General features: G+C 50.9%; 25 protein-coding genes. 3 read left to right on the plus strand and 22 right to left on the minus strand.

The features are described from left to right. The first annotated feature begins 71 nt into the window (after positions 1 to 71). The 3 genes from metH to AC5SLM_RS12615 all read left to right on the plus strand — a co-directional run bounded on the left by metH (position 72) and on the right by AC5SLM_RS12615 (position 6,220). Positions 72 to 3,518, plus strand: coding sequence for a methionine synthase (gene metH, locus AC5SLM_RS12605; RefSeq protein ID WP_495251320.1), 3,447 nt, complete (start codon positions 72 to 74; stop codon positions 3,516 to 3,518). Between the two features lie 192 nt (positions 3,519 to 3,710). Continuing rightward, complete coding sequence (locus AC5SLM_RS12610) at positions 3,711 to 5,651, plus strand: TonB-dependent receptor plug domain-containing protein (protein ID WP_495251321.1); 1,941 nt, start codon at positions 3,711 to 3,713, stop codon at positions 5,649 to 5,651. Next, complete coding sequence (locus AC5SLM_RS12615; RefSeq protein ID WP_495251322.1) at positions 5,651 to 6,220, plus strand: hypothetical protein; 570 nt, start codon at positions 5,651 to 5,653, stop codon at positions 6,218 to 6,220. Before AC5SLM_RS12610 ends, AC5SLM_RS12615 begins: the two co-directional genes overlap by 1 nt. Positions 6,221 to 6,253: 33 nt before the next feature. On the opposite strand, the gene AC5SLM_RS12620 is transcribed toward AC5SLM_RS12615, so the two are convergent. The 22 genes from AC5SLM_RS12620 to AC5SLM_RS12725 are packed head-to-tail and all read right to left on the minus strand — an operon-like array spanning position 6,254 to position 24,116. Further along, positions 6,254 to 6,754: a histidine phosphatase family protein gene (locus AC5SLM_RS12620; RefSeq protein ID WP_495251323.1), complete on the minus strand. Its 501-nt coding sequence runs from the start codon at positions 6,752 to 6,754 to the stop codon at positions 6,254 to 6,256. Continuing rightward, positions 6,745 to 7,491, minus strand: coding sequence for an adenosylcobinamide-GDP ribazoletransferase (locus AC5SLM_RS12625; RefSeq protein ID WP_495251324.1), 747 nt, complete (start codon positions 7,489 to 7,491; stop codon positions 6,745 to 6,747). Before AC5SLM_RS12625 ends, AC5SLM_RS12620 begins: the two co-directional genes overlap by 10 nt. After that, entirely contained in the window at positions 7,473 to 8,354 is an 882-nt protein-coding gene (gene cbiB, locus AC5SLM_RS12630) for an adenosylcobinamide-phosphate synthase CbiB (protein WP_495251325.1), read from the minus strand. The genes AC5SLM_RS12625 and cbiB overlap by 19 nt, the downstream gene beginning before the upstream one ends. Next, a complete protein-coding gene (locus AC5SLM_RS12635) occupies positions 8,344 to 9,693 on the minus strand; it encodes a cobyric acid synthase (RefSeq protein WP_495251326.1) in 1,350 nt (449 codons plus the stop codon). The genes cbiB and AC5SLM_RS12635 overlap by 11 nt, the downstream gene beginning before the upstream one ends. After that, complete coding sequence (locus AC5SLM_RS12640) at positions 9,678 to 10,688, minus strand: aminotransferase class I/II-fold pyridoxal phosphate-dependent enzyme (protein ID WP_495251327.1); 1,011 nt, start codon at positions 10,686 to 10,688, stop codon at positions 9,678 to 9,680. The genes AC5SLM_RS12635 and AC5SLM_RS12640 overlap by 16 nt, the downstream gene beginning before the upstream one ends. Then, positions 10,685 to 11,176: a bifunctional adenosylcobinamide kinase/adenosylcobinamide-phosphate guanylyltransferase gene (locus AC5SLM_RS12645; RefSeq protein ID WP_495251328.1), complete on the minus strand. Its 492-nt coding sequence runs from the start codon at positions 11,174 to 11,176 to the stop codon at positions 10,685 to 10,687. The genes AC5SLM_RS12640 and AC5SLM_RS12645 overlap by 4 nt, the downstream gene beginning before the upstream one ends. Further along, positions 11,173 to 12,234, minus strand: coding sequence for a nicotinate-nucleotide--dimethylbenzimidazole phosphoribosyltransferase (locus AC5SLM_RS12650; RefSeq protein ID WP_495251329.1), 1,062 nt, complete (start codon positions 12,232 to 12,234; stop codon positions 11,173 to 11,175). The genes AC5SLM_RS12645 and AC5SLM_RS12650 overlap by 4 nt, the downstream gene beginning before the upstream one ends. Continuing rightward, complete coding sequence (locus AC5SLM_RS12655; protein ID WP_495251330.1) at positions 12,227 to 12,994, minus strand: phosphotransferase; 768 nt, start codon at positions 12,992 to 12,994, stop codon at positions 12,227 to 12,229. The genes AC5SLM_RS12650 and AC5SLM_RS12655 overlap by 8 nt, the downstream gene beginning before the upstream one ends. Beyond that, the gene (gene bluB / locus AC5SLM_RS12660; RefSeq protein ID WP_495251331.1) at positions 12,985 to 13,611 is read right to left on the minus strand and encodes a 5,6-dimethylbenzimidazole synthase; all 627 of its coding nucleotides are present in this window, start codon (positions 13,609 to 13,611) and stop codon (positions 12,985 to 12,987) included. The genes AC5SLM_RS12655 and bluB overlap by 10 nt, the downstream gene beginning before the upstream one ends. Further along, on the minus strand, positions 13,608 to 14,864 hold the full coding sequence (locus tag AC5SLM_RS12665) for a cobyrinic acid a,c-diamide synthase CobB (protein WP_495251332.1): 1,257 nt from the start codon (positions 14,862 to 14,864) through the stop codon (positions 13,608 to 13,610). The genes bluB and AC5SLM_RS12665 overlap by 4 nt, the downstream gene beginning before the upstream one ends. A 1-nt stretch (position 14,865) precedes the next feature. Then, positions 14,866 to 15,651, minus strand: coding sequence for a precorrin-3B C(17)-methyltransferase (locus tag AC5SLM_RS12670; protein WP_495251333.1), 786 nt, complete (start codon positions 15,649 to 15,651; stop codon positions 14,866 to 14,868). Continuing rightward, complete coding sequence (locus AC5SLM_RS12675) at positions 15,651 to 16,664, minus strand: cobalt-precorrin 5A hydrolase (protein WP_495251334.1); 1,014 nt, start codon at positions 16,662 to 16,664, stop codon at positions 15,651 to 15,653. The genes AC5SLM_RS12670 and AC5SLM_RS12675 overlap by 1 nt, the downstream gene beginning before the upstream one ends. Continuing rightward, on the minus strand, positions 16,658 to 17,383 hold the full coding sequence (locus AC5SLM_RS12680) for a cobalt-precorrin-4/precorrin-4 C(11)-methyltransferase (RefSeq protein WP_495251335.1): 726 nt from the start codon (positions 17,381 to 17,383) through the stop codon (positions 16,658 to 16,660). The genes AC5SLM_RS12675 and AC5SLM_RS12680 overlap by 7 nt, the downstream gene beginning before the upstream one ends. Next, a complete protein-coding gene (cbiT, locus tag AC5SLM_RS12685) occupies positions 17,380 to 18,543 on the minus strand; it encodes a precorrin-6Y C5,15-methyltransferase (decarboxylating) subunit CbiT (RefSeq protein ID WP_495251336.1) in 1,164 nt (387 codons plus the stop codon). The genes AC5SLM_RS12680 and cbiT overlap by 4 nt, the downstream gene beginning before the upstream one ends. Next, positions 18,537 to 19,556: a cobalt-precorrin-5B (C(1))-methyltransferase CbiD gene (gene cbiD / locus AC5SLM_RS12690; protein WP_495251337.1), complete on the minus strand. Its 1,020-nt coding sequence runs from the start codon at positions 19,554 to 19,556 to the stop codon at positions 18,537 to 18,539. The genes cbiT and cbiD overlap by 7 nt, the downstream gene beginning before the upstream one ends. Next, entirely contained in the window at positions 19,543 to 20,268 is a 726-nt protein-coding gene (gene cobA, locus AC5SLM_RS12695) for a uroporphyrinogen-III C-methyltransferase (protein ID WP_495251338.1), read from the minus strand. Before cobA ends, cbiD begins: the two co-directional genes overlap by 14 nt. Beyond that, a complete protein-coding gene (locus tag AC5SLM_RS12700) occupies positions 20,261 to 20,698 on the minus strand; it encodes a (2Fe-2S) ferredoxin domain-containing protein (RefSeq protein WP_495251339.1) in 438 nt (145 codons plus the stop codon). The genes cobA and AC5SLM_RS12700 overlap by 8 nt, the downstream gene beginning before the upstream one ends. After that, positions 20,688 to 21,398: a precorrin-8X methylmutase gene (locus AC5SLM_RS12705; protein WP_495251340.1), complete on the minus strand. Its 711-nt coding sequence runs from the start codon at positions 21,396 to 21,398 to the stop codon at positions 20,688 to 20,690. The genes AC5SLM_RS12700 and AC5SLM_RS12705 overlap by 11 nt, the downstream gene beginning before the upstream one ends. Next, positions 21,395 to 22,075, minus strand: coding sequence for a precorrin-2 C(20)-methyltransferase (locus tag AC5SLM_RS12710; RefSeq protein WP_495251341.1), 681 nt, complete (start codon positions 22,073 to 22,075; stop codon positions 21,395 to 21,397). Before AC5SLM_RS12710 ends, AC5SLM_RS12705 begins: the two co-directional genes overlap by 4 nt. After that, on the minus strand, positions 22,065 to 22,883 hold the full coding sequence (locus AC5SLM_RS12715; RefSeq protein ID WP_495251342.1) for a sirohydrochlorin cobaltochelatase: 819 nt from the start codon (positions 22,881 to 22,883) through the stop codon (positions 22,065 to 22,067). Before AC5SLM_RS12715 ends, AC5SLM_RS12710 begins: the two co-directional genes overlap by 11 nt. Then, positions 22,880 to 23,518 (minus strand): energy-coupling factor ABC transporter ATP-binding protein, encoded by a 639-nt coding sequence (locus tag AC5SLM_RS12720; RefSeq protein ID WP_495251343.1) that lies wholly within the window; start codon positions 23,516 to 23,518, stop codon positions 22,880 to 22,882. Before AC5SLM_RS12720 ends, AC5SLM_RS12715 begins: the two co-directional genes overlap by 4 nt. Then, positions 23,499 to 24,116, minus strand: coding sequence for an energy-coupling factor transporter transmembrane component T family protein (locus AC5SLM_RS12725; protein ID WP_495251344.1), 618 nt, complete (start codon positions 24,114 to 24,116; stop codon positions 23,499 to 23,501). Before AC5SLM_RS12725 ends, AC5SLM_RS12720 begins: the two co-directional genes overlap by 20 nt. Positions 24,117 to 24,128 lie beyond the last annotated feature (12 nt).

Raw genomic sequence — 24,128 nt, forward strand, 5'->3', positions numbered from 1 at the left:
AGTGTTTACCAAACTCTTACCAAACTTTTGCTACCATCAATGCCTTTTATCTTGTACATGTAAAGAAACCAATGCAAACACTACACGAGGCCATTAAAGAACGTTTTCTCATCATCGACGGTGCCATGGGCACGCAGATTCAAAATGCCGCTGTTCCACCCGAAGCATGGGGGGAGAATGAGGGGTGCAACGAGCTGTTAAACGCCACCGCACCTGAGGTGATTTTGGAAATCCAAAAAGCTTATTGCGCTGCGGGAGCGGACATCGTTAAAACCAATACCTTTGGGTCGATGGGCTGGGTGTTGGACGAATACAACCTGGGAGAGCGCGCTTATGAGCTCTCTTACTTGGGTGCGAAAATCGCCAAAGAAGCGTGCATGGAGTACGCCCACATCAAACCCCGCTACGTCGCAGGAGCGCTTGGGCCAGGAACAAAACTGCCCTCGCTAGGACACATGGGCTACGATGCCATGTACCAAGGGTATGCCGAGGCAGCGCGCGGGCTCATTGATGGTGGTGTGGAGTTGTTTCTCATCGAAACGGCCCAAGACCCACTGCAAATCAAAGCGGCACTGCATGCTATTTTTGACACCATGGAAGCCTTACATGTAAGGCTTCCTGTGATGGTTTCTGTGACCATCGAACTCTCAGGCACTATGCTCATTGGCACCGACGCGGCGACTATTGCGAGCATCTTAGAACCCTTTGAGCTCTTTAGTCTTGGGTTTAACTGCGGCACGGGCCCAGAACAAGTGTACCACCACGTCAAAACCCTCTCGCAAGTGTGGCCAGGCCCCATCAGTGTCCATGCTAACGCGGGGCTTCCCCAAAACCGTGGGGGCATGACTTTTTACCCTATGGGCGAAGTGGTGTTTGCTAATGAACAAGCCAAATTTGCCGACATCGACGGAGTGGCAATCTTGGGCGGATGCTGTGGTACGACGCCTGAACACATTCGCGCCCTTGAATTTACCCTGCGCTCCAAAACCCCCAAACCCCCCACAGGCGTGTGTACACCCGCCATCGCGTCGCTTTTTGAGGCTAAAACGTTGGTGCAAAACCCCACTCCCTTTCTCATTGGAGAGCGCAGTAATGCCACTGGGTCAAAGGCGTTTCGAGACCTACTTTTAGCCCAAGATTTTGAAGGCACTCTTAGCGTTGCGGGCGAACAAGTGCGCAGTGGCGCGCATGGACTGGACGTGAGTGTGGGCTTTGCGGGGCGCGATGAAGCCGCGGACATGGCGAAGATTATCGCGCTGTATTCCCAAAAAACTCCCCTGCCGCTCATGGTGGACACCACCCAACTTAATGCCCTTGAAGCGGGCCTGAAGTGCATCGGCGGGCGACCTATTATCAACTCCGTAAATCTGGAAGATGGGATAGGAAAATTTGACGCCGTGTGCGCGTTAGCAAAGCGTTTTGGTGCCGCTTTGGTGTGTTTAGCCATCGACGAAGTGGGCATGGCCAAAACCAAAGAACAAAAAATCGCCATTGCGGGGCGGATGCTAGAGCGCGCCGTGGAGTTGCACGGGTTTCGCCCTAGCGATTTGGTTTTTGACTTACTCACTTTTACCGTAGGAAGCGGAGATGAAGAGTACCGCACCGCCGCGACGGAGACCATCGAAGCCATCCGCGAATTTGGGCGTTTGCACCCAGACGTTGGGTTTGTACTTGGGGTGTCTAACATCTCTTTTGGGCTAGACAAACACGCTAGAGAATACCTCAACTCTATCTTTTTGCACTACTGTGTCGAAGCGGGCCTTTCTATGGCTATCGTGAATGTAAAAAACACCTTGCCGCTCCATAAGATTGGTGAGGTGGAGCGCAAGATGTGCGAAGACTTGCTCTTTAACAACCACGAAGCGGGCGACCCGCTGTTTGCGTTCATTCGCCATTTTGAAGGGGTGGTGGCAGACACGAGCGGGGGCAAAGACCCGTACGAAGGGCTTGAACCTGAACCTTTGGTGCAAAAGCTCTTGATTGATGGCAACAAGGCGCGGATGTTGGAAGAGTTGGTGGCCATTAAAGAACTCATCGACCCTGCGACCATCATCAACGAAGTGCTCATTGGCGCCATGAAAGAGGTGGGCGAACTCTTTGGCTCAGGAAAAATGCAACTCCCCTTCGTGCTCCAATCGGCCGAAGTGATGAAAGCGGCAGTGGATTACCTCAAGCCCTTTTTGCCCAAAACCGACAAACAAAGCGAAACCACGCTGATTTTAGGCACCGTTAAAGGGGACGTGCACGATGTGGGTAAAAACCTCGTGGACATCATCCTCACCAACAACGGCTTTCGGGTCATCAACATCGGCATCAAAGCCGACATTCGCACCTTCATCGACGCGTACCGCGAGCATGACGCCGACGCCCTTGGCATGAGCGGTTTGCTGGTCAAATCCACCGCCGTCATGAAAGAAAACTTGGAAATTTTAAAGGCTGAGGGGATTCATGTGCCCGTCATCTTGGGTGGTGCTGCGCTTAATGATGCCTTTGTGGAGGAGTATTGTAGACCCGCTTATGAGGGGCCTGTGTTTTACTGCAAGGATGCTTTTGAGGGCATTGTGGCGATGAGCCGCATCGAAAAAGGCAACTTTGATACCAAACTCAGTGATGTCAAAAAAGAGATTCCCTTGCCTAAAGCCAAACGCGAACCCATCTTGCCTGAAAACATCATCATGCCCCGCCGTGACATCCCTGTACCGACACCGCCTTTTTGGGGGGTGCGAGAGCTTAAAACCGACGTGCGTGCTTTGGCGTACGAGTGGATAAACCACAAATTGTTGTTTTCCCAGCGTTGGGGCTACAGCGGCAAGGGCCTGAGTAAAGAAGAAAAAGCCGCCCAACAACGCGATATTTTATGGCCACTGTTTGAGAGGCTAAAAGCGGACATCGAGCGTCTTGGGCTGTTTGAGCCGACCTTACTGTACGGTTTTTTCCCTTGCCGAAGCGACGGAGAAAGTTTGTATATTTTCGACGACGCGCGCGGATGGTTACCAGGGCAAACCCCTGCTAAAAGTGCTTTGGAAGAGGCTTTACATGTATTGACCTTTCCGCGTCAAAACCGCAAGCCCCATCGGTGTTTGAGTGACTTTTACCACAGCGCCCATGATGATGTGGTGGCCTTTACCTGCGTGAGTGCTGGGAAGAAATTTAGCGAGTACGAAGCCAAGCTTTACGACGCGGGACAGTATCAGGAGTATTTTTTCCTTCACGGGCTTGGGGTGGAACTGGCTGAAGCGTTGGCGGAGATTGTGCACAAGCAGATTCGTTTGGATTTGGGCATCGCGAAAAACGAAGGCAAGAGTTTGCGGGATGTGCGCATGGCGCGCTACCAAGGGTGCCGCTACTCTTTTGGGTATCCTGCGTGCCCTGAGATTGCCGACACGAAGGTCATTTTTGACCTCTTAAAACCCGAACGCTTTGGCATAGAACTGAGTGAAACCTTTCAGATTCACCCCGAACAAAGCACCACCGCGATGGCGACGTATCATCCTGAAGCACTGTATTTTTCTATTTAACGTGAGCTAAGTTTTTCAAGCGACACCACTCAACAAGAGTTTCTCACGATGGGTACCCCCGAAAGCAAAGCTTTCGACCCATCGGAGAAAATTGTTTCGCAGTATCACTTGAAAAACTTTTTGAGTGTGAATTTGTGGGGTGGCGGTAGCTAGCCTAGAGGTTCACCCTCACATTGCAAAATAAGGATTCCAATGAAATCACCCAAAGGTTTCAAAGGCAAGTATTTTTCTCTTGCTGCCATTACTGCCACCGTGGCAACCGTGACGCTCCAAGCCCAAACGGTAAGCGCACAGCAAACAACGCAAGCAAGTCAAGAATACACCAAAGAAGCGCACGAAGAAGACGTGCTGCTAGAGGTGGATGAAGCACCTGTTGTGCTCATCTCAAAAAAAATCACAGCGCAAAAATCTCGCGTTATCACTGCAACTAAAACCCCCACAAGTCCTACCAACCTCACCGACAATGTCACCATCATCACCGCCCAAGAACTTTCCTTGCGTGGCGCAACAACCCTTAAAGATGCGCTAGCCTTTGTGCCTGGCCTTGCAACAACACAAAGTGGCGGGATGGGCCAGCAAAGCTCTCTCTTTTTACAGGGGATGGCCAACCAATACACCCTTGTGCTCATTGATGGGGTGCGGTTTAATGACCCTTCTAATACTTCAGGGGCCACAACTTCCCACTTGCTCTTAGACAATGTAGAGCGCATTGAAATCATCAAAGGGGCGCAAAGTGGCATCTGGGGCGCTGACGCAGCAGCAGGCGTTATTAATATCATCACCAAGGAAGCCAAACCCGGATTTAACGGTTCGGTTAGCATGGAGGCGGGAAGCTATGGCTACAAGCACGGCGCGCTGCAACTCTCTTACCGCACTCCCTTAACAGACGCGTCCCTTTCGGTGAGCCGAGTCCTCGCGGATGGCCCAACAGCCCAAGCACCACGGGGGAAAAATAGTAAAGATTATGAAGACGACCCGTACCGCAATACCACCGTACATGTAAAGGTAGGGCACTGGATTACGCCAGATAATCGTGTGGAAGTGGGCTATCGGGATGTGAACGCGTATACCCATTATGATGGATGGAATAATCCTGACTCTTCGGAAGCCTCTTCCTATAAAGAGAAATCGGGCTTTGCCAATTACCAACATTTTGCTGGCCCCCATGCGCTAACGCTAAGTGCTTCTAAAAGCCAATTTGAACGAGAACATTTTGAGTCTAGCACGTATAAATACCGTGGTGAATCTGAAGAGGTAGAACTCAAAGACCGTTGGAAATACAGCGACGTGGGCGTGTTGGTGTTTGGCGGAAGTTACCGCGAAGATGATGCAGGATATGAATCCTCTCACAAAACAATTCGCAATCAAGCAGGGTATGTCAACCATAGTTACACGCTCAATCGTTGGGTATTTTCCCAAGCTTTGCGTTACGATACCTTTAGTGAATTTGACAACAAGGCGACGGGAAAATTTGGACTCTCTTATGGGTTTTCTCCTGAAATTTCCGTGTATGTGAACGCGGGAACTGCCTACAAAGCACCTTCTATTTTAAATATGGTCAACCCTTGGGGAATGAGCAATTTTGGTTTAAAACCCGAAAAAATCCGCAGTTATAACGCGGGCGTACATTTTCATGCCTTACATGTAAACGTGTTCCGCAATGAAATACGTGAAATGATTGATTGGCGCACGATTAACTGGGTGACTTATGAGGGGCGTTATGAAAATGTTTCGGGCACGTCGGTGTTTAAGGGTGTTGAAGTTTCACTAGAGCAAGCCATCGCCCAAGATTGGCTTATGGGCGCAAGTTACACGTACACCGATGCGCGTGATAAAGACGACAACAGATTGCGAAACCGACCGCGTTATCAGGCGAGTACCCATGCAACGTATGTGCCTGTGAAAGAGTTAAAGTTAACTGCACTGGGCAATTACATCGGCTCTTGCAAAGACACGTCAGGGCAAGAGACGGGCCGCTATTTCCTTGCCCATCTCAAAGCTGACTACACCATCAATAGCACGTGGAGTGTGCAGGGTAAGCTCAACAACCTCTTTGACCGCAAATATCAAGAAGTGGATGGCTACGCAACCCTTGGGCGTAGCGTTTATGTCGGCGTGAAAGCGACCTTCTAATGATATCCCGCCTGCGACCCTACCTGTGGTTTAAGCTCTTAAACTCCCTCTTTTTTGGGCTCTCTACAGGGAGTGTGTTCGTACTGTACACGCCCCTTGAGCCTTCGGTGTACAGTCTGGGTGGGATTGTGTTGGCCCTTGGGCTGTTAGTGGTGGCGAAGTTTTACGAGCGCATGATGAACGCGCGGGTCTTTTTTGCCATTACCCTCGTGGTGGAGTGCGTGACCCTTGCGATGGTGGTGGGGTTTTTGCTTTTTTCTTACAGCTACATGAGTGCGCTGTTTATCTACGCCAGTTACCAGTTTACCTTCATGTTTGGCGGCTACTTGGTGCGCGTGGAAACGGTGGCGTTAAGGCGCAGTAAGCTTATGGGCTTTATTGATGTGGCGAAGCAAAAGGGCTATTTGGCGGGCATGGTGTTGGCGTACGGGTTTTACAAAGTGTTAGCGTGGCAAGGGGTGGTTGAGAAACAAATGCAGGTGTACGTGCTGCATTTTGGGCTTTTGGCCTTGCAACTTTTCATCCTTGTACTGGTCATGCGCGCCTTTACATGTAAGGCAAAAGTTTAACCACCGCACGCTTTTTTAGAAGAAGTAACGCGGCTAGGGGAGCTGATAGGGCTCTAGGTATGCGAAGTTTCGCTCTTCCTTGCCAAGGCATCTTAAGATGGCGTTGAGTGAGCCTTTGTGGGCGCAAATGAGGGTGTTTTTAGAGGGGTCAAGCTCTGTTAAAAACCCCTCAATTCTTCCTAAAAAATCTTCGTATCTCTCCTTGCTGATGTAGGCAAACCATGTTGTTTCATTTTCCAAAAAGCCTTGGCTAAAACAAGGCAAAGCAGCCACTGCATCAAAGGTTTTACCTTCAATCTTCTCTTTAAAACGTACTTCTCGCAACCTTTGGTCGGTGGTGTAGGTGAGTCCTAAGGCATCGAGGGTTTGGGTGCAACGTTTTAAATCAGAAGAGAAAACGTCATCAAACGCCTTTTGCGTGACCTGCCAAGACGTCTTAAAAAGCGTCTCATCAAGGGGCACATCGTTCCATCCAAGGTATGTTTGGTGGTAACGCACGTGTGGCGCGCCATGACGCAGTAAGGTCAAGCCCACAGCGCAACCCCCAAAAAGAGCAAGAGCTCAACAGATTCCAAAGAGACTCCCAGTACATCGCCATTTAAAAATCCCAGTTTTTTTTCCAAGGTCTTAGCTACTCCAAAGGCGACTAGGAGACCAGAGAAAAAAAGCAAGAAAAAGAGCCCTTGGGTGAGCCAAAAACCAACAAGGAAAACACTCAAAAGCGCCCCCCAAAGCACAAGAGGGGAAAGGGAGGCTTGCAAGGCATTGACAAAAGAGGAGCGAAAGGTTTGGGATTTCATGAGCACCACAAGGGCAAACCGAGAGACAAGCAAGATGCCCAAAAATGCCCAGACCTTTTGGTGGGCAAAAAGATGGGCTATGAGGGCAACCTTGATGAGCACAAATCCAAGGGTGTAAAGCATACCCATTGCCCCAATGGTAGACTCTTTGATGACCTTGTAGGGGTCTTTGCCGCTGTGTTTGGCGTAGAGCGCATCGGTGACATCGGCAATGGCTTCGGTGTGGATGAAGCCGTAAAGAAACAGGTAAAACACCGCCGCGATGACCGCCCCTGTTGGGCCAAGGCTAGAGAGAAGGTACAGGTAAAGCCCAGCACTAAGCGCCCCAATAACAAGCCCACAAAAAGGGAAAAAGAAGAGCATGGAGGCGAGGGTTTTGGGGTGGGTTAGTACATCGGTTGTTTTAAAACGCACGGGCAAAACGGTGAAGTAGCTAAAGGCGAATTTTAGCCCTAAATAAATCTGGCGCATAAGACTCCTAGGGTGATGAGGATGAAAAAATCCAAGCGGGGCTGAAGGCTGAGGGCTTTGTGAAGTGTTTCTGCGGTGATGACCTCTTGCCCTTCGCCAAAGTAAGGCTTGGGTTCTAGGATGCCAAAGTAAGAGGTGGGGCCGCCTAGCTTCACCCCAAGGCTTAAGGCCATGGCGGAGATGGGATGGCCTGCGTTGGGGCTTTTGTGTTTTTTGCCAAAGCGGTAAAAGTGCACCAAAGCCTTTTTGGAGCCAAAAAGCAGGGCAATCAAAACTGCTGTGAGGCGTGCGGGGATGAGGTTTGCCACATCATCAAGGCGCGCACTGCATTTTCCAAACTTCCCATAGCGTGGGTTTTTGTACCCTATCATGGAATCAAGGGTGTTGATGCCCTTGCATAAAAACAACCCGTATATTCCAAAACACAGCAGGTAAAACAAGGGGGCAATGACCCCATCGCTAAGGTTTTCTGCGTAGGTTTCGATAGCGGCTTTGTGGCGCTCACTTTGGCTGAGGTTTTGGGTGTCACGGCTGACAAGGTACTGGATGCTTTGGGGGTCTTTGAGGGTCTGTTTGACGCTTTGAACCAAGGAGGTTGAAGCAAGTCCTGTGGAGGCGATGAGTCCCCAAAACAAGAGGTTATCGACCATGAGGTCTACCAAAAAAAGCGGTACAACAATCACGCAAAGCAAGGAGACGCAGGCCAATGCGCCTCTTGCTACGCTGTCTTTGTAAAAATGCTTTTCAAACCACGTGATGAAGGCACCCATGTAAATGACGGGGTGCTTGTAGGAGCGGATGAAGGAAAACTCCCCAAAGAGTCTGTCGATGACATAGGCTAGCAAGGCAAGCTCATAGTACATCAAAGAGCCTTTGGAGGTGGAGGTGTTCTTTCATGGTGTCTACAAAGGTTTGGACGGTTTGGCGCTGGTAGGCTTCAAAGGCTTCGTCGTGAAAAAGCCCGTGTACAAAGGTGCCTTTGATGTTTCCTTTTTCATAAAACAGCGGGTGTTTTTGGCTTTGCCCGTGGCGGATTTGAAAGCCTTTGACCTGTTTGCCAAAGAGTTCAAAGGTGCCTTTTTGGAGGATTTTTTCTTTCCCAAGCACGATGACATCATCGATAAACCCAAAGCCTTCTTCTTGGGTTGGCGTGGTATTTTCGATGGCAAAGGTGTCGATGATGGCGCGAAAAAGCATCTCGTAGCCGCCGCAAATGGCTAAGATATTGCCTTTGTGCGTTTGAAGTTGGGCAAAAAGCCCTGTGCGTTTTAGCCATCGCAAATCCTCAATAACCAGTTTTGACCCAGGCAAGATAACCGTCTCAAAAGGGCTAAGGTCGATGTTGGAGGTGACAAATTCCACCAAAATATCAGGGTTGGCGATAAGAGGCTCAATATCGTTGTAATTGCTCATGGTGGGGTAGTGGATGATGGCGACTTTTTGGGTGGCGTTTGGCTTGATTTGGGTGAAGTTTTTTAAGCTCGCGCTGTCTTCAAATCCAAGGTTAAAAGGCACGTAGGGAAGCACCCCAAGCACAGGGATACCAAACTCTTTTTCGATAATCTCCACCCCTTTGTCAAACAAGCTTCTGTCTCCTCTAAATTTGTTGACAATAACCCCTGCAACGTTGGCCCTTAGGGCATGGGGGAGGAGATTGTACACACCCCAGATGGAGGCAAACACGCCCCCTTTTTCGATGTCGGCGACGAGGATAATGCGTGTGTTAAACTCCGAAGCGATAAAAATATTGGAGAGGTCTTTGTCCATGAGGTTTAGCTCCACGGGGCTTCCCGCTCCTTCTGCCACGATGCAATCGTACTGGCCATCAAGGTGTAAAAAGGCCTCTTTGACGAGGGGTTTTAAGGTGTCGATGTCGCGGTAATACTCCCTGACGTCCTTGTTGGCGACCACCTTTCCTTGCACGATGAGTGAGGCGCTGTTGTGGGTGCCTGATTTTAAGAGCACGGGGTTGAGGTGGTAACTCGTAGGCACCCCAAGGACGCTAGCTTGAAAATACTGGGCGATGGCAATCTCACTGCCATCATCGGCCACATGGGAATTATTGGAGACGTTTTGGGCTTTAAAGGGGGCAACCTTGTAGCCTTTTTCTTGGAGGATTTTGGCGATGACAAAGGCGATGGTGCTTTTGCCCGCGTCGCTTGAGGTGCCAAAAATGGAGATGTTTTTTAATTTTCGAGGCATTGCAACCCTTTTTTAAATGCTTTTAACGCTTTCTTTTTCTTTACCGCAATGCGCACCCATCGCTCATCTAAAAAATCAAAATTGGAGCAATCCCTGACCATGATGCGGCGCTTTGCGAGGCCTTTTGCAAAGGTGGGAGCATCTAGGGTGGCAAGTTTGGCTAAAAAAAAGTTTGCACGGCTTGGCAAGACTTCCTCAAAAAGCGTGGAGCGGTGCAAGATTTTTTCAAGGTACGCCTTTGCTTTGGCGGTTTTTGAGAGGGTGCGTTTGGCAAAGGCTTTGTCGCGCAACACCTTACATGTAAAGGCGCTATCAAAGGCAGAGATTTTCCACAAAGGCGCTTTGGCACGTAAGTGTTGGATGTTCTTTGGGGAAGAAATCACCACCCCTAGGCGCACTCCCGCGCAAGCGTAAAACTTGGTCAAGGAGGTGAGGATGTAGAGTTTTTCATAATTCTTTAGGTATGAAAGGGCGCTTTTTTCTTGGCAAAACGCCAAAAAAGACTCATCCACAATCACCGTCGCCTCCGCTTCTCTCCATGTCTCAAAAAGCGCGTCAAGGTCATAATACCTGCCCTCAGGCGTGGAAGGATTCACAAACACCACAAGGGCATTTTTTTCAAGGCGTGAGGGCAAGGGCTCGAATCTGTTGATTAAAAGAGGGGTTTTGGCGTGGGCGTGGGCGGCTTTTTTGTACTCCACGTAAGCGGGCGAGTAGAGGTAGCAGGTGGTGGGCTCCAAGCTTTCCATCAATCCGTAAATAGCGCTGCTGCCGCCGTTGTAGAGTTCAAGCATGGAGGCTTTGACGCCAAAGTGCTTGCACAGGGTGCGGGTGAGCGCGGTGTAGGTAGGGTAAGTAGCAATGTTGGTGGCGTTGAGTTTGATGGAAGGTTTGACAAAGTTGATGTTTGAAGAGAGGTCAATCACCGCTTTTTCTTTGCATCCAAGGGCCTTGGCAAAGGCGGAGACATTGCCCCCGTGGGCATACGGTTTCATTTGATGCGCACCCCAAGGCCAAGCTTTACCTCGTACACTTCATCGCAAAACCCAGCCACGTGCTGCCCGATGATGCCATGCAAATCCACGTAGTCTCGCACGTACGCATCTAGGGGAATGATGCCACTGCTCACGTCATTGAGCACAAAAACAAGGGTCGCGTCGGTGTTTTTAAGCAGGTCAAGCTCTTCAAGCAAAGCCTTCTCTCCCCTCTTCATGCCGTTAAAAACCCACATAGAAAGGCAGTCTACGAGGTAGGTGTGTTGCGGTGTAATGGCATGGGTTAAGTCAAAGGGCGCTTCAAGGTTGATAAAACGTCCCATGCGCCTTTGACGGTGCAGCAGCACCCGCTCTTGCATGGCGGCATCCCCAAAGGCCGTGTTGTAAGTGGCAACATAATAGGGCGTCTCTTTGGCAAGGGCAAGGGTTTTTTCTTCGGCAAGCTTGCTTTTACCTGAGCGTTGACCGCCAAAATAAAGTATTTTCATCCTAAAAACCCCTCTACCTTTTGGGTGATTTGGGCCTTGCTAAGGCCCTTGAGCGCTCCATAGACCAAGCAGCCTCCCGCCCCAACGCCCTCTTTGGCTTCCCCTTGGTCGTAAAGGTTTAGCAAAGGGTGGTTTGAGAGGGAAAAATCAAAATCCGCCATGTAGGCATTGATGGGAAAATCTAGCATCTTTAAAAGCCCTACGATGTCGCTGTTGTTGTCTTCGCCTACCCATTTGGTGGTGGCAAGGCCGATGGCGGAACTGTCGATAGCCCCATCCATGGTACGCAAAATGGCATTGACTACCAAGAGCACACACGCCATTTGGGTTCCTCCTGCGAGGAGGATTTTATAGCCCTTGTTGTTGGCCCCAAGCAAAAAGCCTGCATTGAAAATGAGCATGTGGTCGCTTACTTTTCCCAGTTTTTCAAAAAGAGTGTCTTGGGGCGTGAGGTGGCTTAGGGCTTTGTGAAGGACGGTTTGTCGGACACCCAAAGGGGGCGTGGCAAAGGAACTGCTAAAGTGTTTTTCTACCGCATAGCCAAGGGCCAAGGCTGTTGCTTGGGCGGTGGTGGTGCCACTGGGGACCGATTCGCCAAGGAGAATAAACTCGCTCTTTGGGGTGTAGTGTTGCCCAAAGGCCACCCCTTTTTCAAAGACGCTAAAAGCATCAATCCCCGCACCTTGGTCGATGGCACCTGAGGGTGAAAGCTCAAAGGTGTGTTGCACAACATGGCGTAGTTTGGGCGCAACCTCTAGTCCAAGGTTTAAAAGCTCGATGTGGTGAAAAGGAGAGAGCAAATGCACTGCCCTGCTTATAAGCGCGGGGGTGGGGACACCTTTGGGGGTAAGGGGAATCTCTCCTAGGCTTCTCACCTCCCCCGTGCACACAAACTCGCTATCAAGGGTGGGTGTGAGGTGGATAAGTCCAGGAATGCCCGCTTGGGTAAGCCCAGGAATGGCGGCGGTGTGGGTGTTGCTAAGGGCTAGCATAAACGTGGCGCTTTTGCCCCGAAGGCTTTCTATAAAATCCATGCTTCCAGTGAGGGGTTTAATCATATGTTTTGCTCCATAAGGGGGTAAAATCTCTTTGTTCTAAAAAACGGATGACGCTATAATACAGCCTTGCGTAAGCGATGTAGCGGGCAAAAAGTGCCTCGTCCACGCACGCCCCGTAACTTCGTAGCAACAGGGCTTCTTCTTCTTTGGTAGTACACCACGACAAGGCAACCACGGCGAGGTCAAAGAGAAAATCTCCCGTGCAACTGTGCCCAAAATCAAGCACACACGAGAGGGTTTCCTCCTCAAAAAGGGCGTTATCCCAAAACAAATCCCCGTGGATGATACCATCGTGCCTAAGCTCTAGCCCCACGCGCGAAAAGGCTTCTAAAAACGGCGCGTGGGCGCTTTGGCGTACGAGGGCTTCAAGACGCGGTTTTTCAAAATGGAGTGCGGCACTACTGGGGCGCTTGGCCGTGGTTGCGTGGAAGGCTTGAAGAAACCTTCCTATTTGTGCGATGTGGGACGCACGGGGGTGACGCACCACTTCCCCTTTGGCTTTTTCGTACACCAAAGCGTGTTTGCCTTGCACCACAAAAGGCCCTTGTACCACCCGCGAAACAGGCAAATGGCGGCACAATGCTAGCAAGGCGCATTCGGCTTCTACTTCGTTACATGTACTTGTTTCAAAAAGCTTTAGGATGTATTTCCCATCCACCTCGTACACGCTATCGCTCGCTCCATACAAGGTTGGCGTGAGTGTAGTGGCCTTGAGGTGTGGAGCGAGTTCTTTACATGTAAGGGGTGTTTTTACGCCCATTGCACCACATCGTGAAGCATTTTTTTCTTTTCCCATCCTAGGGTTTGGAGTTCAGGTGTCTCTAAAAAAGTGTTGACATACCCCAAGCACAAGTAGCCCACCAGTTTGTACTCTTTGCCGATGTTTAAAATCTCTTTGACTTTTTTTGGTCGCAAGATGCTCACCCAACCCACGCCGATGCCATGGCTTCTCGCGCTGAGCCAAAGGTTTTGGATGGCGCACACGACGCTGTATTCTCCCATCTTTTTCTGGACGGTTTGACCCAAGATGTCCCCTTTGGGTTTGGTGTAAAACACGGCAATATTCACAGGGGCTTCTTTGATACCTTCAAGTTTTAGCTCTTTATACTGCGCTTTATCTGAAAAACGTTTTTGGGCTTTGCGGTTTTGTTTGGTAAATTCTTGGTGTATTTTTTCCTTTACATGTAAGGCTTCTACCACCACAAAATGCCACGGCTGCGAAAACCCAACTGAGGGGGCGCAAATGGCGCAGGTTAAAAGCTCTTCAAGCAAGGCTTTTGGGAGGGGCGTGGATGTAAAATGGTGCCCCCGCACATCCCGTCTAGCAGCGATGATTTCCCTTAGAGTGGCTTGTGCCTTGGCGTTAAATGCTTTCATGAAAATCTTCCTCTCACTTTTTCAAAATGGCCCCGAAGTAGGGTGTGTAAGTAGGTGCCAAACACCCCTTTGTGGCTCCAGCTTCCCCCTGTGCCTTCGGTGGTAAAAGCTTTAAAAAGCACCTCTCCCTTAGAGCTGTGTGGGGTGGGTTTGGTGTAGTGAAAGGCGTGCCCTTTGACGCCCTCTTGGGTGTGGTAATACCCCAAGCGTTGAAAGCGTTTTTCTAGAGTAAAGGCTACGTCTAAAATCCCGCTCATGGGCTTGTCATCCACCGCTTTTCCAAGGTAGAGCAATCCCGCGCATTCGGCGTAGATTTTTTTGGTGGTGGCGTGGGCTTGCAAGGAGCGTTGAAAGACCAAGGCTTTTTTGATTTTTGCGTAGGCTTCGTCTGTTTCCACGTAACCCCCACACAGGTACACCACGTCCGCATCTTGGGGAATGGGCTCGTCGTGGGTGGCGCGCACAAGGGTGAGGGTGGCAAAAATTTCTTGCAAAAACATCAGGTTGTCATGGTACAAAAAAGAAAAATTTTCATCGTGCACAACGGCGATGTGTTGCGCTATTTTGGGCTGGGGCGCAAAAGGGTAGGGCACGGGGTTAAGGGGCTTTTGGCGCGAAGCAACGGCTTCAAGAAGGGGCAAATCAAGGTGCGCTAACACCGCTTTAGCAAGGGCGCCAACGTGCTCTAGTCCTTTTAAATCAAGCCCCAAGTGGGTGCTATAAAGAGGCGGGATGTCTTTGGAAATCCACCCTAAAACCGCGATGTCAGGGTGGTCTTTTTCAAGCTGTGTTTTGATACGTTCGTAGTGGCTAGAAGAGCCAACACGGTTTAGCACCACGCCTTTAATGGTGTTACCAGAAGTGTAAGTTCTTAGCCCGTGCAAGAGGGCGCTGGGGGTGATGTAACTGCCTTGGCACTCTAGCAACATCACAGTAGGTACCCCTAGTAATTTGGCGATGCCATAAGTACTGCACCCCTTGTCTTCCCCGTCGTAAAAGCCCATGACACCTTCGATGATGGCGTGCTCTTGGGTGTTGTAATGGGCATACATCCACTGCACTTGGGATGGGGTTAAAAGGAAGCTATCAAGGGTGATGCTCTCTTTTTCGCAAACGGCGCGGTGAAATTGGGGGTCGATAAAATCAGGGCCTATTTTATAAGGCCGCACCCGCTGTTTGTAGTGGTGCAACAAGGCTGTTGTTAGGAGGGTTTTTCCACTGCCCGAAGCCGCCCCGCTGATGCAGCATTCCATGCTACGCCTTTGCCTTTAACGCACCCTCGGTGGTGTATTTGTTAAGGTAGCCTCGCGGGGTTAGCACGGCGCCATTTTGGGTGAGTCTGGTGGTGGAGTTGCCCACAATCATTACGGTATTCATGCCCACATCTGGGTTGTTTACTCCTTTGGCGATGAGGGCATCTGCGGTGGTGATGGTAATCTCTTCCTCTTTTCTTCCCACATTGTGTCCAAGGATGATGATGCGAGAAGGGAGCTCGCCAAGGGCATCAAGGAAGTTTTGGTAGGGCTGGGTGCGCTTGGTGGATTTGGGGTTGTAGATGCCAAGGACAAAATCGCACGTCAACGCCGCGCGGATGCGTTTGTCGATGAGCGCGATGTCGGTGAGTCTGTCTGAGAGGGAGACAATGGCAAAATCTTGGGACACGGGCGCACCAGCTTTTGAAGCGGTGGCTAAAAAAGCGGTCACGCCAGGCAAAGAGATGAGTTCGATTTCCTCCCACAAATTTTTAGCATCCATGAGTTCTACCACCAAGGTTGCCATGCCAAAAACGTTGGCATCGCCGTTTGAGATGATGCAGGTGGTTTTACCCCCTTGGGCGCATTCGATGGCTTGGGCGCAACGTTGTATCTCGTGGGTCATGCCCGAGGTGTAGAGTGTTTTGCCCTCAAGCAAAGGGGCGAGTTCTTTGGCGTATTTGGTGTAAGAAACCACGACTTCGCATGCTTCTATGGCGTCTCGCGCTTGAGGAGTGAGGTACTCCATCCCTCCTGCGCCAGTACTGATGATATACAATCGGTTCATTAAAAGGCTCCTGCTAAAGTGATGTGGTTTTGGTAAACCACCTTGGGAAGGACAAGTTCCCCGTACGTCGAACCCAAGACTGCCGAGGGTTCAGCGACCCCTTGGAGTCCAAAAAATTGGGTGGCTTTGGAGGGGCTAAAGGCGCCTTGGGCGCTGTTGATTTCCTCTGGCGTGAAAAACCGCAAGGGGATGCCTTCTTTCGCGCTAAAGGCTAAAAGTCCCGCTTCGTCTGCCTTGGCCTCAAAAGAAGCGATGGAAGCGATGGACTCTTTTTCGAGGCAAAAACGTTCCAAAAACCAAAAAAAGGCTGCTTGGATACTCGCGTGCGACGTGTGGCGGTTGCATCCTAGGCCAAGGGTGAGTTTGGGTTTGAGGTGGAGTTGGGTGTAGGTGCCAAGGGGGTGAATCACCACGCTGTGTTCATCTAGCGCGTCTTCATCAATACGTACGAGGGTTTCTTTACATGTAAGGCGCTCAAACAGGGCGTTACATGTAAAGACGTTGACAGGTTGCGCGTTGATGAGTCTGTTGGAGATGGCGGCGAGGCGGTGGAGGTTTTGGATGGACATGCCGTGTTCTTTGGCAAAGAGGTCAAAGGCTAAACATTCTAATTGATCAGTGGCGGTGGTGATGAAGGGAGCACACCCCTTAATGCGCGAGGCAATTAGCATGGAGAGGGCGTTGGCACCGCCTAAGTGTCCGCTGAGCAACGGAACGACTTTGGATAAATCCAAACTCATCACCAAGACCGCAGGGTCACTGGCTTTGTTGCGCAAGAGCGGGGCGATTTTGCGCACCACAATACCAGTAGCCAAGAGGCAAATGAAGGCATCGTACCTTTCCCACCCTTGGGCAAAGACGGCATCAAGCTGCTTGTATGCCAAACAAGGTTCACCCTCGCTTGTGCCCTCTTTGGCGTAAATGTCCACCTTGTGTTCGCCTAAAAACCCCCGCAGTGTTTGGGCGGCTTGAAGGCTTGGGCGGTTGATGGAGACAAGGGCGATGCTTAGCATGTGCCGCTTTCTTTGACGTAGAGGTGAGACTCTTCGCGCTCTTCTTGGTGCAAAAATTCCCCAAATAAAATGAGCGCAATGCCCCGAATGTGCCCCACTTGGTCTTGAATGTCCTCTAAGGTGCCTTTGTAGATTTTTTCTTCTTTCCACGTAGCTTTTTCCACTACCCAGCACGGGGTAGAGGGGGCATAGCCTAACTTTAAGGCCGTGTGTTTGAGGGATTCAAGCAAGGCGATGGAGAGGTAAAACACCAAAGAAGAGTGGCGGCATGCCAGAAGGGTTTCAAGGGCTTCGGGGTTGGGGGTTTTGCCTTCAATGCGCGTAAGGATGAGGGTTTGAGAGACGCCAGGCAGGGTGTATTCGATGCCAAGACTCGCCGCCGCGCCAAAGGCGGCACTCACGCCGGGGATGACTTCGTAGGGAATGTTGCGCTCTTTGAGGAAGGCGATTTGCTTGGCGATGGTGGAGTATAAAGAGGGGTCACCCGTGTGTACGCGCGCCACCGTTTTTGCGCGGTGTTCTTCCAAAAACGCAAAGATTTCAGGGTATTTCATGTTTTGACTGTCTTGAATAAGCGCCTCTTTTTTGCACCACCCTAGCACCTCTTTGGGCACGAGGGAGCCTGTGTAAAGCACCGCGTCTGCACGTTGAAGAATCTGGTGGGCTTTGAGGGTTAAGAGGTCTGGATTTCCCGGACCCGCCCCGATAAAATAGATCATGGTTTTACCGCCTTGAGTTGAAAAAGTTGCCGTTGCGGCTCGATGAGATCAAGGGTGCCTTTGTACGTGGTGAGGCTAAGGGAAAAGACTTCGTAGGCAATGTGGGCTTCCTTTAGCGTGTTAAGCATGTGGGTGAGGTGCTTGAGGCTGATGGCGTTGATGAGCAAAATCCCCTGTGGGGCTAGGCGCCCATACAAATAAGGGAGCTTGTCAATGACCTCCATGCCCCCGCCGCCTACAAAAATGCGATTGGGGTTTTCTTGGAGGGTTTCAAATGTTTCATGCGCTGGGCCTTCCACAAGGGTGGCATCGACCACTTTGTGGGCGCGCAGGTTTTGTTCTATGTGGGCCACGCGGGTGGGGTTTTTTTCAAAGAAAACCACCCGTGTTTTGTAGCGCCGATGGGCTTCAATGCCACAACTTCCGCTTCCCGCGCCCACGTCCCACAGCAGGTGGTTAGGGCAAAGGTCGAGGTGTTGGAGGCTAAGGTGGCGTTTGTAGTGTTTGGTGATCATGCCCCGTTCGGTCTCAAAAGCGTCGTCTTGGCTAAGGCCGTTTGTGGGGGTGAAGAGGCGTTTAAGTAAGAGCACGTAGGGTTGGGTGAGGTCAAAGGCATCTGCGTCGTTTTCAAAAAGATTGAGCGGGCAAATGCGTTCATCAACGTAGCCGAGTTTGTACCCGATGGTCACTTCCACATCCCTTGCATCAAGGTAGCGCAAGGCTGTTTTGAGGCGCTTACATGTAAGGGCGTCGCAAAGCACGAAGGTATAAGGTTTGGTTAAAAAGGCGGATAAATCCAACGCTTTTTTGCCGTGCAAAGAAAGGGCCTCCACTTCCGCTTCTCCAATGCCCAGCGCGCAAAGCAAATAGGCTTTGGATGAGGTGTTGTCGATAAGCCTTACATGTAAAGGAGGAAGCGCTTTGGCGATGAGCGTACCCGCGCTAAAAAAAAGCGGGCTTCCTGTGACAATGTACAAGATATTTTCCCTCTCGTAGTGGTCAAGGATGTAGGCTTTGGCTTGGCTAAAAGGGAGCTTGCGGATGGTGTCGCCGGATTCTTGAAAGTGCACATCGCACACAATCGTATCGTAGGCCGTCGTGTCGATGTTGAGGTGGGAAAAGGAGTATCCTCCCATCCCATTGCCCATAATAGTTACCATGCAACTTCCTTTACAATAAGAGTGTCTACGGGCATGTGAACGCCCCATGCATTGATGCTTTGGGCTGCTTTTGCGGCGCACAAGGTGTAAAACCCCTCAAGCAACCCCTTTGCGTGTAACTCCTCGCACACCCCTTTAACCGTCATGGTCGCCTCCGTGTCGATGGTGCAATGGAGCGCTTCTTCAATCTCCCTTTGAAGCCAAGAAAAATCAATAACCCCAAAGCGGTTGTGGGTGTTTTTAAACCCTTGGGCGACCTTGGTCATTTTCCCAATCCCGCACACGAGCACCACCCGCGCTACGCCCTCTTGTGAGGCAAAGTGTAGCGCATCGTAGATGAAATTGCCAATCTCCACCACCGCTTCTTTAGGGGAAAGGGTGTGGGCTTTGGCAAGGGCGGAATTGCCAAGGGTAAAGTAGAGGGTTTGGTGTCCATTGGCAAGAGCAAAGGCGATTTCGGTTTTGATGGAATCTAGGTACGCGGTGCTTGAGATGGGTTTTACAAGCCCTGTTGTGCCCAAGATAGAAAGGCCGCCCACCACGCCCACTTTTGCATTGGCCGTTTGCAAGGCGAGGGTTTCGCCCTCTTTAATGCCAATGGCGCAATGCAAACAGAGGTTTTGGTGGCCTTGGGTCATGCGCGCAAAAGTAGTAAAAAGGGCGTTTCGCGGCACGGGGTTGATGGCAGGAAAGTGCGGGGCAACCTTCAGCCCTTTTTTGGTGACTACCCCCACTCCTTCTCCTGCGTAGAGGCAAAGGGAGTTGGTGTGGCTTTGAAAGCGGGCGGGTTCATGGGGCGTGGGGTTAAGGGCCAATGCTTCAAGGTGCGCGCTAAGATGGACACGGATTTCACACCCCTTGGTGACGTCTAAATCGTCATTGTCCATTTTGGTGGTAAGAACCGTGGCGGATTCTTTGGTGCGAAGGTACGCTTCTAGGGCCAGTTCAAAGGCGATGCTTGCGTGGGCTCCTGTGGTGTAACCTTGGCGAAGTGGGGGCTTAGTGGCTAGCATGCAGGGTTTGTCCGATGAAAATGATAGCAGGCGTGAGGGTGGTGGCGTGCGCAAAAAAAGCCTCTTCTTGGTGGAGGATTTCCCCAAGGGTTGAGAGGATTTTCTCAGCCTTTGGGGTGGTGCCTTGGGAGAGCAGGGCGAGGGGAAGTTCAGGGGGAAACCCCTTGCGCAAGAGGCTTTGGGTGATGGCTTTGAGGTTGTGCACGCCCATCATGATGACAAGGTTTTGCCTTGGGTGGTAGTGGCGTACGATGTCCTCAAAGACCCCCATGTCATGCCCCGTGATGGTCAGGTACGCATCGCTAAAACTGCGGTCAATGGAAGGAATCATAAAACTCTCAGGCACGCTTGTGGTACTGCTTACTCCACTGATGACCACGGGCAAAAACCCCGCTTGGGTGATGGCACGCACCTCTTCGTAGCCCCGTCCAAAGACAAAAGGTGTGCCCCCTTTGAGGCGTACGACCACGTCGTGGCTTTTGGCGTAGGCAATGAGAAGGGTGTTGATTTCTTCTTGTTTTTTTAAGTGGTGGTTTTTGCGTTTGCCAACGTTGATTTTAAGGGCATCGGGCTTGCAAAAGGCAAAGACCTCTTCGCTCACAAGGGCGTCGTACAAGATGACATCGGCAACTTTTAGCACGTTGAGGGCCTTAAGGGTCAACAGCTCCACATCTCCTGGCCCCGCGCCCACGAGGTAAATCTTTTTAGTCATGGGGAGGACTCATGGGGATGGTGGGGTAGGTTTTTTCGCAAAGGGGCGCCTCCTCGCTCAGGGCCAAAAAGAGGGCTTTCCACGTTTCAAGGGTGTAGCGGTGAATGTTTTTAAGCCAGAGGGGGGCTTGTGGGGGTTGGGTGTTATGGTAAATCACCCCAACATGGCGAAAACGGCACGCCCCAAAGCACGCTGTGGTGGAGATTTTGATGCGGTGTTTGCCTTGGTGCAACCCTAACTCTTGAAGGAGGTGGCGCAAGGTTTGGGCTAGGGATTTTTCGGCGTTGCGCTTTTGGCAGCGTTCTCCACTGCACACAAAAAGGTGGGTTTTGTAAAACATGATGGGTTTGTTGGGGTCGAGTGTTTTGGGCTTACATGTAAAGCCCTCCACCACTTCACTGCCCATGGCGTTGTAGTGTTTATTGGCCATTGTATTTGCTTTTTCCATCAAAATCTTCGATGCATTTATAGAGGGCATGAAGGGTGGCAACGGCCAAAGGAGAGCCGCCATAGCGCCCTTGCATCATAATGAGGGGAACCCCAAAGTGTTCGCAAAAGCGTTTGGCGTAGGCTTTGGATTCTACGACGTTGACAAACCCCACGGGAAAACAGACAAAAGAGACGTTTTCAAGGCTTACATGTAAGTCTAGCAAGGTGTTAATGGCCGCGTAGATAAAGGTGGGCGCATTGCCGCACGCAAAGACCATGGGCGCGTCGCGGTGGCGTTTGATGGCTTCTACTACTGCGGCGTAACTGCGGGTGGTTTGGTGTTCTTTCGCGCTAGCGTGGGTGAAGGGTTCGTTGATGTAGCAAAGGGCTTCATTGCCGTAGGTGTTGAGGTAAAACGTGCTTAGCCCCCCTTGCACCATGCTCACATCCACGATGATGTTGGCGCGCTTTTGCAGTAAAGCTTGGGTTTTTGCCATGGCGTGGGGGCTAAAGTAAATGTTCTCTAGCACCGCGTCAAAGCAAGTAGTCGTGTGAATCAAGCGAGAAATGAGGGCCTGTTGGGCTGGGTCAAAGGTGTGAAATGCGGGGTAGTGTTGCAACTCCTTATGGATGGTCTCAAAAGATTTGAGTGAAATCTCCGCTCCCAAGGCGACGGGCGGGTACTCTTGCGTGAAGCTCATAAACACTCCTTTGAGGCAAAATCAATCAATAAGGTCATGTAATGTTCCACCTCTTGGGGTTGCCCCTGTTCAATGCGTTCATTGGGCAGGTTGAGGTTTTCAAAGGTGTAGAGTTGCCCTTGGGCAACAATCCCTTGGGTGGAGGAGCCAACCTTTGGGCGCATGTACACCTTGGTGCTTGGAACGGGCTTGCCCAAAAGGGGAACAAGCTCAAAACGGCTCTCCCCTAAGCACAAGGGTATTTTAACCTTTGCCGAAGCGTTTGAAAAGGAGGTAACTCCAGGAATCACTTCACTGCAGGCATACAAAGAAGGGTGGGTCGTTTTGAGGATGTCTAGCAAATAATAGACCGTGCTGTACACGCCCGCATCGCCTAGGGTCACGTAACACACGCTGCCATACGTCGCTAGCGCCTCGGTAAGGGTGGCGATTTGCCCCTCCCAATCTTTGTGCCGAAATTTCATGGGACTGTAGAGGGGAATAAGGGGCTTTTCAAAGCCAAACTCTTTAAAAAGCGCTTGGATGATGCCGTGGGTCAGGGAGCTTTCAAGGTTTAAATCAGCGCTTTTGGTCGGCACGCAAATGGCGTGGGCGTGTTGGAGCGCCTTTAAGGCTTTAAGGGTGACAAGCTGGGGGTCGGCGGGGCCTAGGGAGACCATGTAGAGTTTAGTGTCCAAGTTTGGTTATCTCTTCTTGAATGTTTTGTTGGATGATGGCCCTGATGGCGGGCATTTCCAAGAGGTTAAAGTGGCTACTTTGGCTAAGGCTTGGGGCGATAGTGGTTTCAAAATGCGCACTGAGTACTTCTTGAATCTCCACCATGTCTTTGACAAAATGGTTGCCGCTGACAAGCAATAAAGGGACGATTTGCACCTTTTGCACCTGCGCGCGGGTTATCTTTTCCACCAACGCGTCTTTGATGACACCAAAGGGAAAGGCGCCTTCAAGGGAGCAGGTGAAATTGGTGGCGCGGTTGTATTCTAAAAACTTTGCCGCGTAATTGATGGCTTCAATGCCCCCAAGTTCTAACTTGGGTGTGCCGTGGATGATGTAGAGGTTAGCCGTGTCGGGCTTAAACAGTGTGTCGTCTAAGGCTTTGAGAAAATGGGTTGTCTCTTTAGTTTTGGAAAAGATGGCATGGGTGGCGCGAAGGTTAGCAGGGGAAAAGTGCGCAAACCCTTCGACGGTTTTTTTAAGCAAAGCATGTTCGCAGGTGGGAAAAAGGTTGATGGAAGCCAGCACCACGTTTTTGTACCCAAGCCTGTCCACCTCCGCTAAGGTTTGCGCCAAGGTGTTACATGTAAGGCCTTTTTTATGCAAGGCATTAAGCACCATGCGCGAGCCAATGGCCATAAACACGTCTACCCCCTCAAAAGCAGAAGCGATGCTTGCTTTGAGGTTTTCGTATTTTTCTTGTTCCACCACTGAGCCAAACACGCTTAAGATGATGGCTTTTTCTTTTGTGTAGTGTCGGTACCGTTTCATTCTTTTTCTTCCTTACATGTAAGCCCGTTTGGGCCTAAGTGATAGAGGCGCTGTGTGAGCGCTTTGGCAAAGGCAATCTCGTGAGTAACAAGCACGAGGGCGCCTTCAAAGGCACGAAGCATCGCCAAAACAGACGCGCGTTTAGCGGTGTCTAGGTTGTTCGTGGGTTCATCCAGCAAAAGGATGCTAGGTTCGTGGATAAGGCAGGCACACAAGGCCACCACCCGTTTTTCTCCGCCTGAGAGTTTCAGGGGGAGTTTATCGTGCACGTGGGCGAGGCCAAAGCGGGTGAGGAGTGCTAGGGCTTTGGCCTTTGTCGCCCCTTCTTCTTCCCCGCGGGCAAGCAGATTAAAGGCCACTTCTTCAAGAACACTTGAGGCGATAAAGCTGTCATCGCTTTCTTGAAAAAGGTACCCCACGTGGGGGTATATGGCGCGAAAATCCTGTGGTGTGCGCATAGGGCGTCCAAGCAAGGTTATCTCTCCGTGGCTTGGGGTTAATCCCAACAATGCGCGCAAAAGGGTGGTTTTACCGACGCCGTTTTCGCCCAAGAGCGCAACGGTTTCTTTAGGCTTTACATGTAAGCACACAGGGCCCACGCCCGCTGCGTGAACATTAGAAAGTATAATAGCCAAGCATCGCTCCTATGAATGTGCCACCAAGGGCGATTTCCGCGGGTCTTAGACGCAGGTTTCCTCGCGTTTTTGAAGGCACGTGGTGCATCCGAAGGGTGAGCACGTCTTCTATTTTTTCCATCTTGTGTACCGCCGTGTAGAGCAAAAAAGCCAACACATCCCCATAGACCCTTAAAGTGTGGCGCCCAAAGCGCGCGCGAAACCCTCGGATGCTAAGGACTTCCTTGAGTCGGTTGGCGTTGAGGGTTAAAATTTCCACGTATTTTACCGTGAAAAACAGCACCAACGAAAGGGCATGAGGAAGCCCCAAGCGGCGCAATCCCTCGTGCAATCCAAACCCATCAAGCCCAAAGGCTAGGGTAAACCACAAAATGAGGTTCGCCCGTGCAAACACCAGTCCTGCAAGGGCGTAGTGGGATTCTAACACCAACACCAACACGGAAAGCCCGATGAATACATTGACCTTAGCGAGGGTCGCAAGCAAGGCCAAGGGCTTTACATGTAAGACAACGCCTTGAACAAGCAAGGGGGCTAGCATGAGGGGCGAAACGCTTTTGGCGGTGGCCACAAAAAAGGCAAACCCAAATACCAACGCCACCGCAAAACTAGG

Source organism: Sulfurospirillum sp. HTRB-L1 (assembly GCF_059415125.1).

What these genes read in the sequence shown, in the direction of transcription:
- metH (WP_495251320.1), top strand. Translation starts at nt 72, where the DNA reads ATGCAAACACTACACGAGGCCATTAAAGAACGTTTTCTCATCATCGAC.
- AC5SLM_RS12610 (WP_495251321.1), top strand. Translation starts at nt 3,711, where the DNA reads ATGAAATCACCCAAAGGTTTCAAAGGCAAGTATTTTTCTCTTGCTGCC.
- AC5SLM_RS12615 (WP_495251322.1), top strand. Translation starts at nt 5,651, where the DNA reads ATGATATCCCGCCTGCGACCCTACCTGTGGTTTAAGCTCTTAAACTCC.
- AC5SLM_RS12625 (WP_495251324.1), bottom strand. Translation starts at nt 7,491, where the DNA reads ATGCGCCAGATTTATTTAGGGCTAAAATTCGCCTTTAGCTACTTCACC.
- cbiB (WP_495251325.1), bottom strand. Translation starts at nt 8,354, where the DNA reads ATGTACTATGAGCTTGCCTTGCTAGCCTATGTCATCGACAGACTCTTT.
- AC5SLM_RS12635 (WP_495251326.1), bottom strand. Translation starts at nt 9,693, where the DNA reads ATGCCTCGAAAATTAAAAAACATCTCCATTTTTGGCACCTCAAGCGAC.
- AC5SLM_RS12640 (WP_495251327.1), bottom strand. Translation starts at nt 10,688, where the DNA reads ATGAAACCGTATGCCCACGGGGGCAATGTCTCCGCCTTTGCCAAGGCC.
- AC5SLM_RS12645 (WP_495251328.1), bottom strand. Translation starts at nt 11,176, where the DNA reads ATGAAAATACTTTATTTTGGCGGTCAACGCTCAGGTAAAAGCAAGCTT.
- AC5SLM_RS12650 (WP_495251329.1), bottom strand. Translation starts at nt 12,234, where the DNA reads ATGATTAAACCCCTCACTGGAAGCATGGATTTTATAGAAAGCCTTCGG.
- AC5SLM_RS12655 (WP_495251330.1), bottom strand. Translation starts at nt 12,994, where the DNA reads ATGGGCGTAAAAACACCCCTTACATGTAAAGAACTCGCTCCACACCTC.
- bluB (WP_495251331.1), bottom strand. Translation starts at nt 13,611, where the DNA reads ATGAAAGCATTTAACGCCAAGGCACAAGCCACTCTAAGGGAAATCATC.
- AC5SLM_RS12665 (WP_495251332.1), bottom strand. Translation starts at nt 14,864, where the DNA reads ATGGAATGCTGCATCAGCGGGGCGGCTTCGGGCAGTGGAAAAACCCTC.
- AC5SLM_RS12670 (WP_495251333.1), bottom strand. Translation starts at nt 15,651, where the DNA reads ATGAACCGATTGTATATCATCAGTACTGGCGCAGGAGGGATGGAGTAC.
- AC5SLM_RS12675 (WP_495251334.1), bottom strand. Translation starts at nt 16,664, where the DNA reads ATGCTAAGCATCGCCCTTGTCTCCATCAACCGCCCAAGCCTTCAAGCC.
- AC5SLM_RS12680 (WP_495251335.1), bottom strand. Translation starts at nt 17,383, where the DNA reads ATGATCTATTTTATCGGGGCGGGTCCGGGAAATCCAGACCTCTTAACC.
- cbiT (WP_495251336.1), bottom strand. Translation starts at nt 18,543, where the DNA reads ATGGTAACTATTATGGGCAATGGGATGGGAGGATACTCCTTTTCCCAC.
- cbiD (WP_495251337.1), bottom strand. Translation starts at nt 19,556, where the DNA reads ATGCTAGCCACTAAGCCCCCACTTCGCCAAGGTTACACCACAGGAGCC.
- cobA (WP_495251338.1), bottom strand. Translation starts at nt 20,268, where the DNA reads ATGACTAAAAAGATTTACCTCGTGGGCGCGGGGCCAGGAGATGTGGAG.
- AC5SLM_RS12700 (WP_495251339.1), bottom strand. Translation starts at nt 20,698, where the DNA reads ATGGCCAATAAACACTACAACGCCATGGGCAGTGAAGTGGTGGAGGGC.
- AC5SLM_RS12705 (WP_495251340.1), bottom strand. Translation starts at nt 21,398, where the DNA reads ATGAGCTTCACGCAAGAGTACCCGCCCGTCGCCTTGGGAGCGGAGATT.
- AC5SLM_RS12715 (WP_495251342.1), bottom strand. Translation starts at nt 22,883, where the DNA reads ATGAAACGGTACCGACACTACACAAAAGAAAAAGCCATCATCTTAAGC.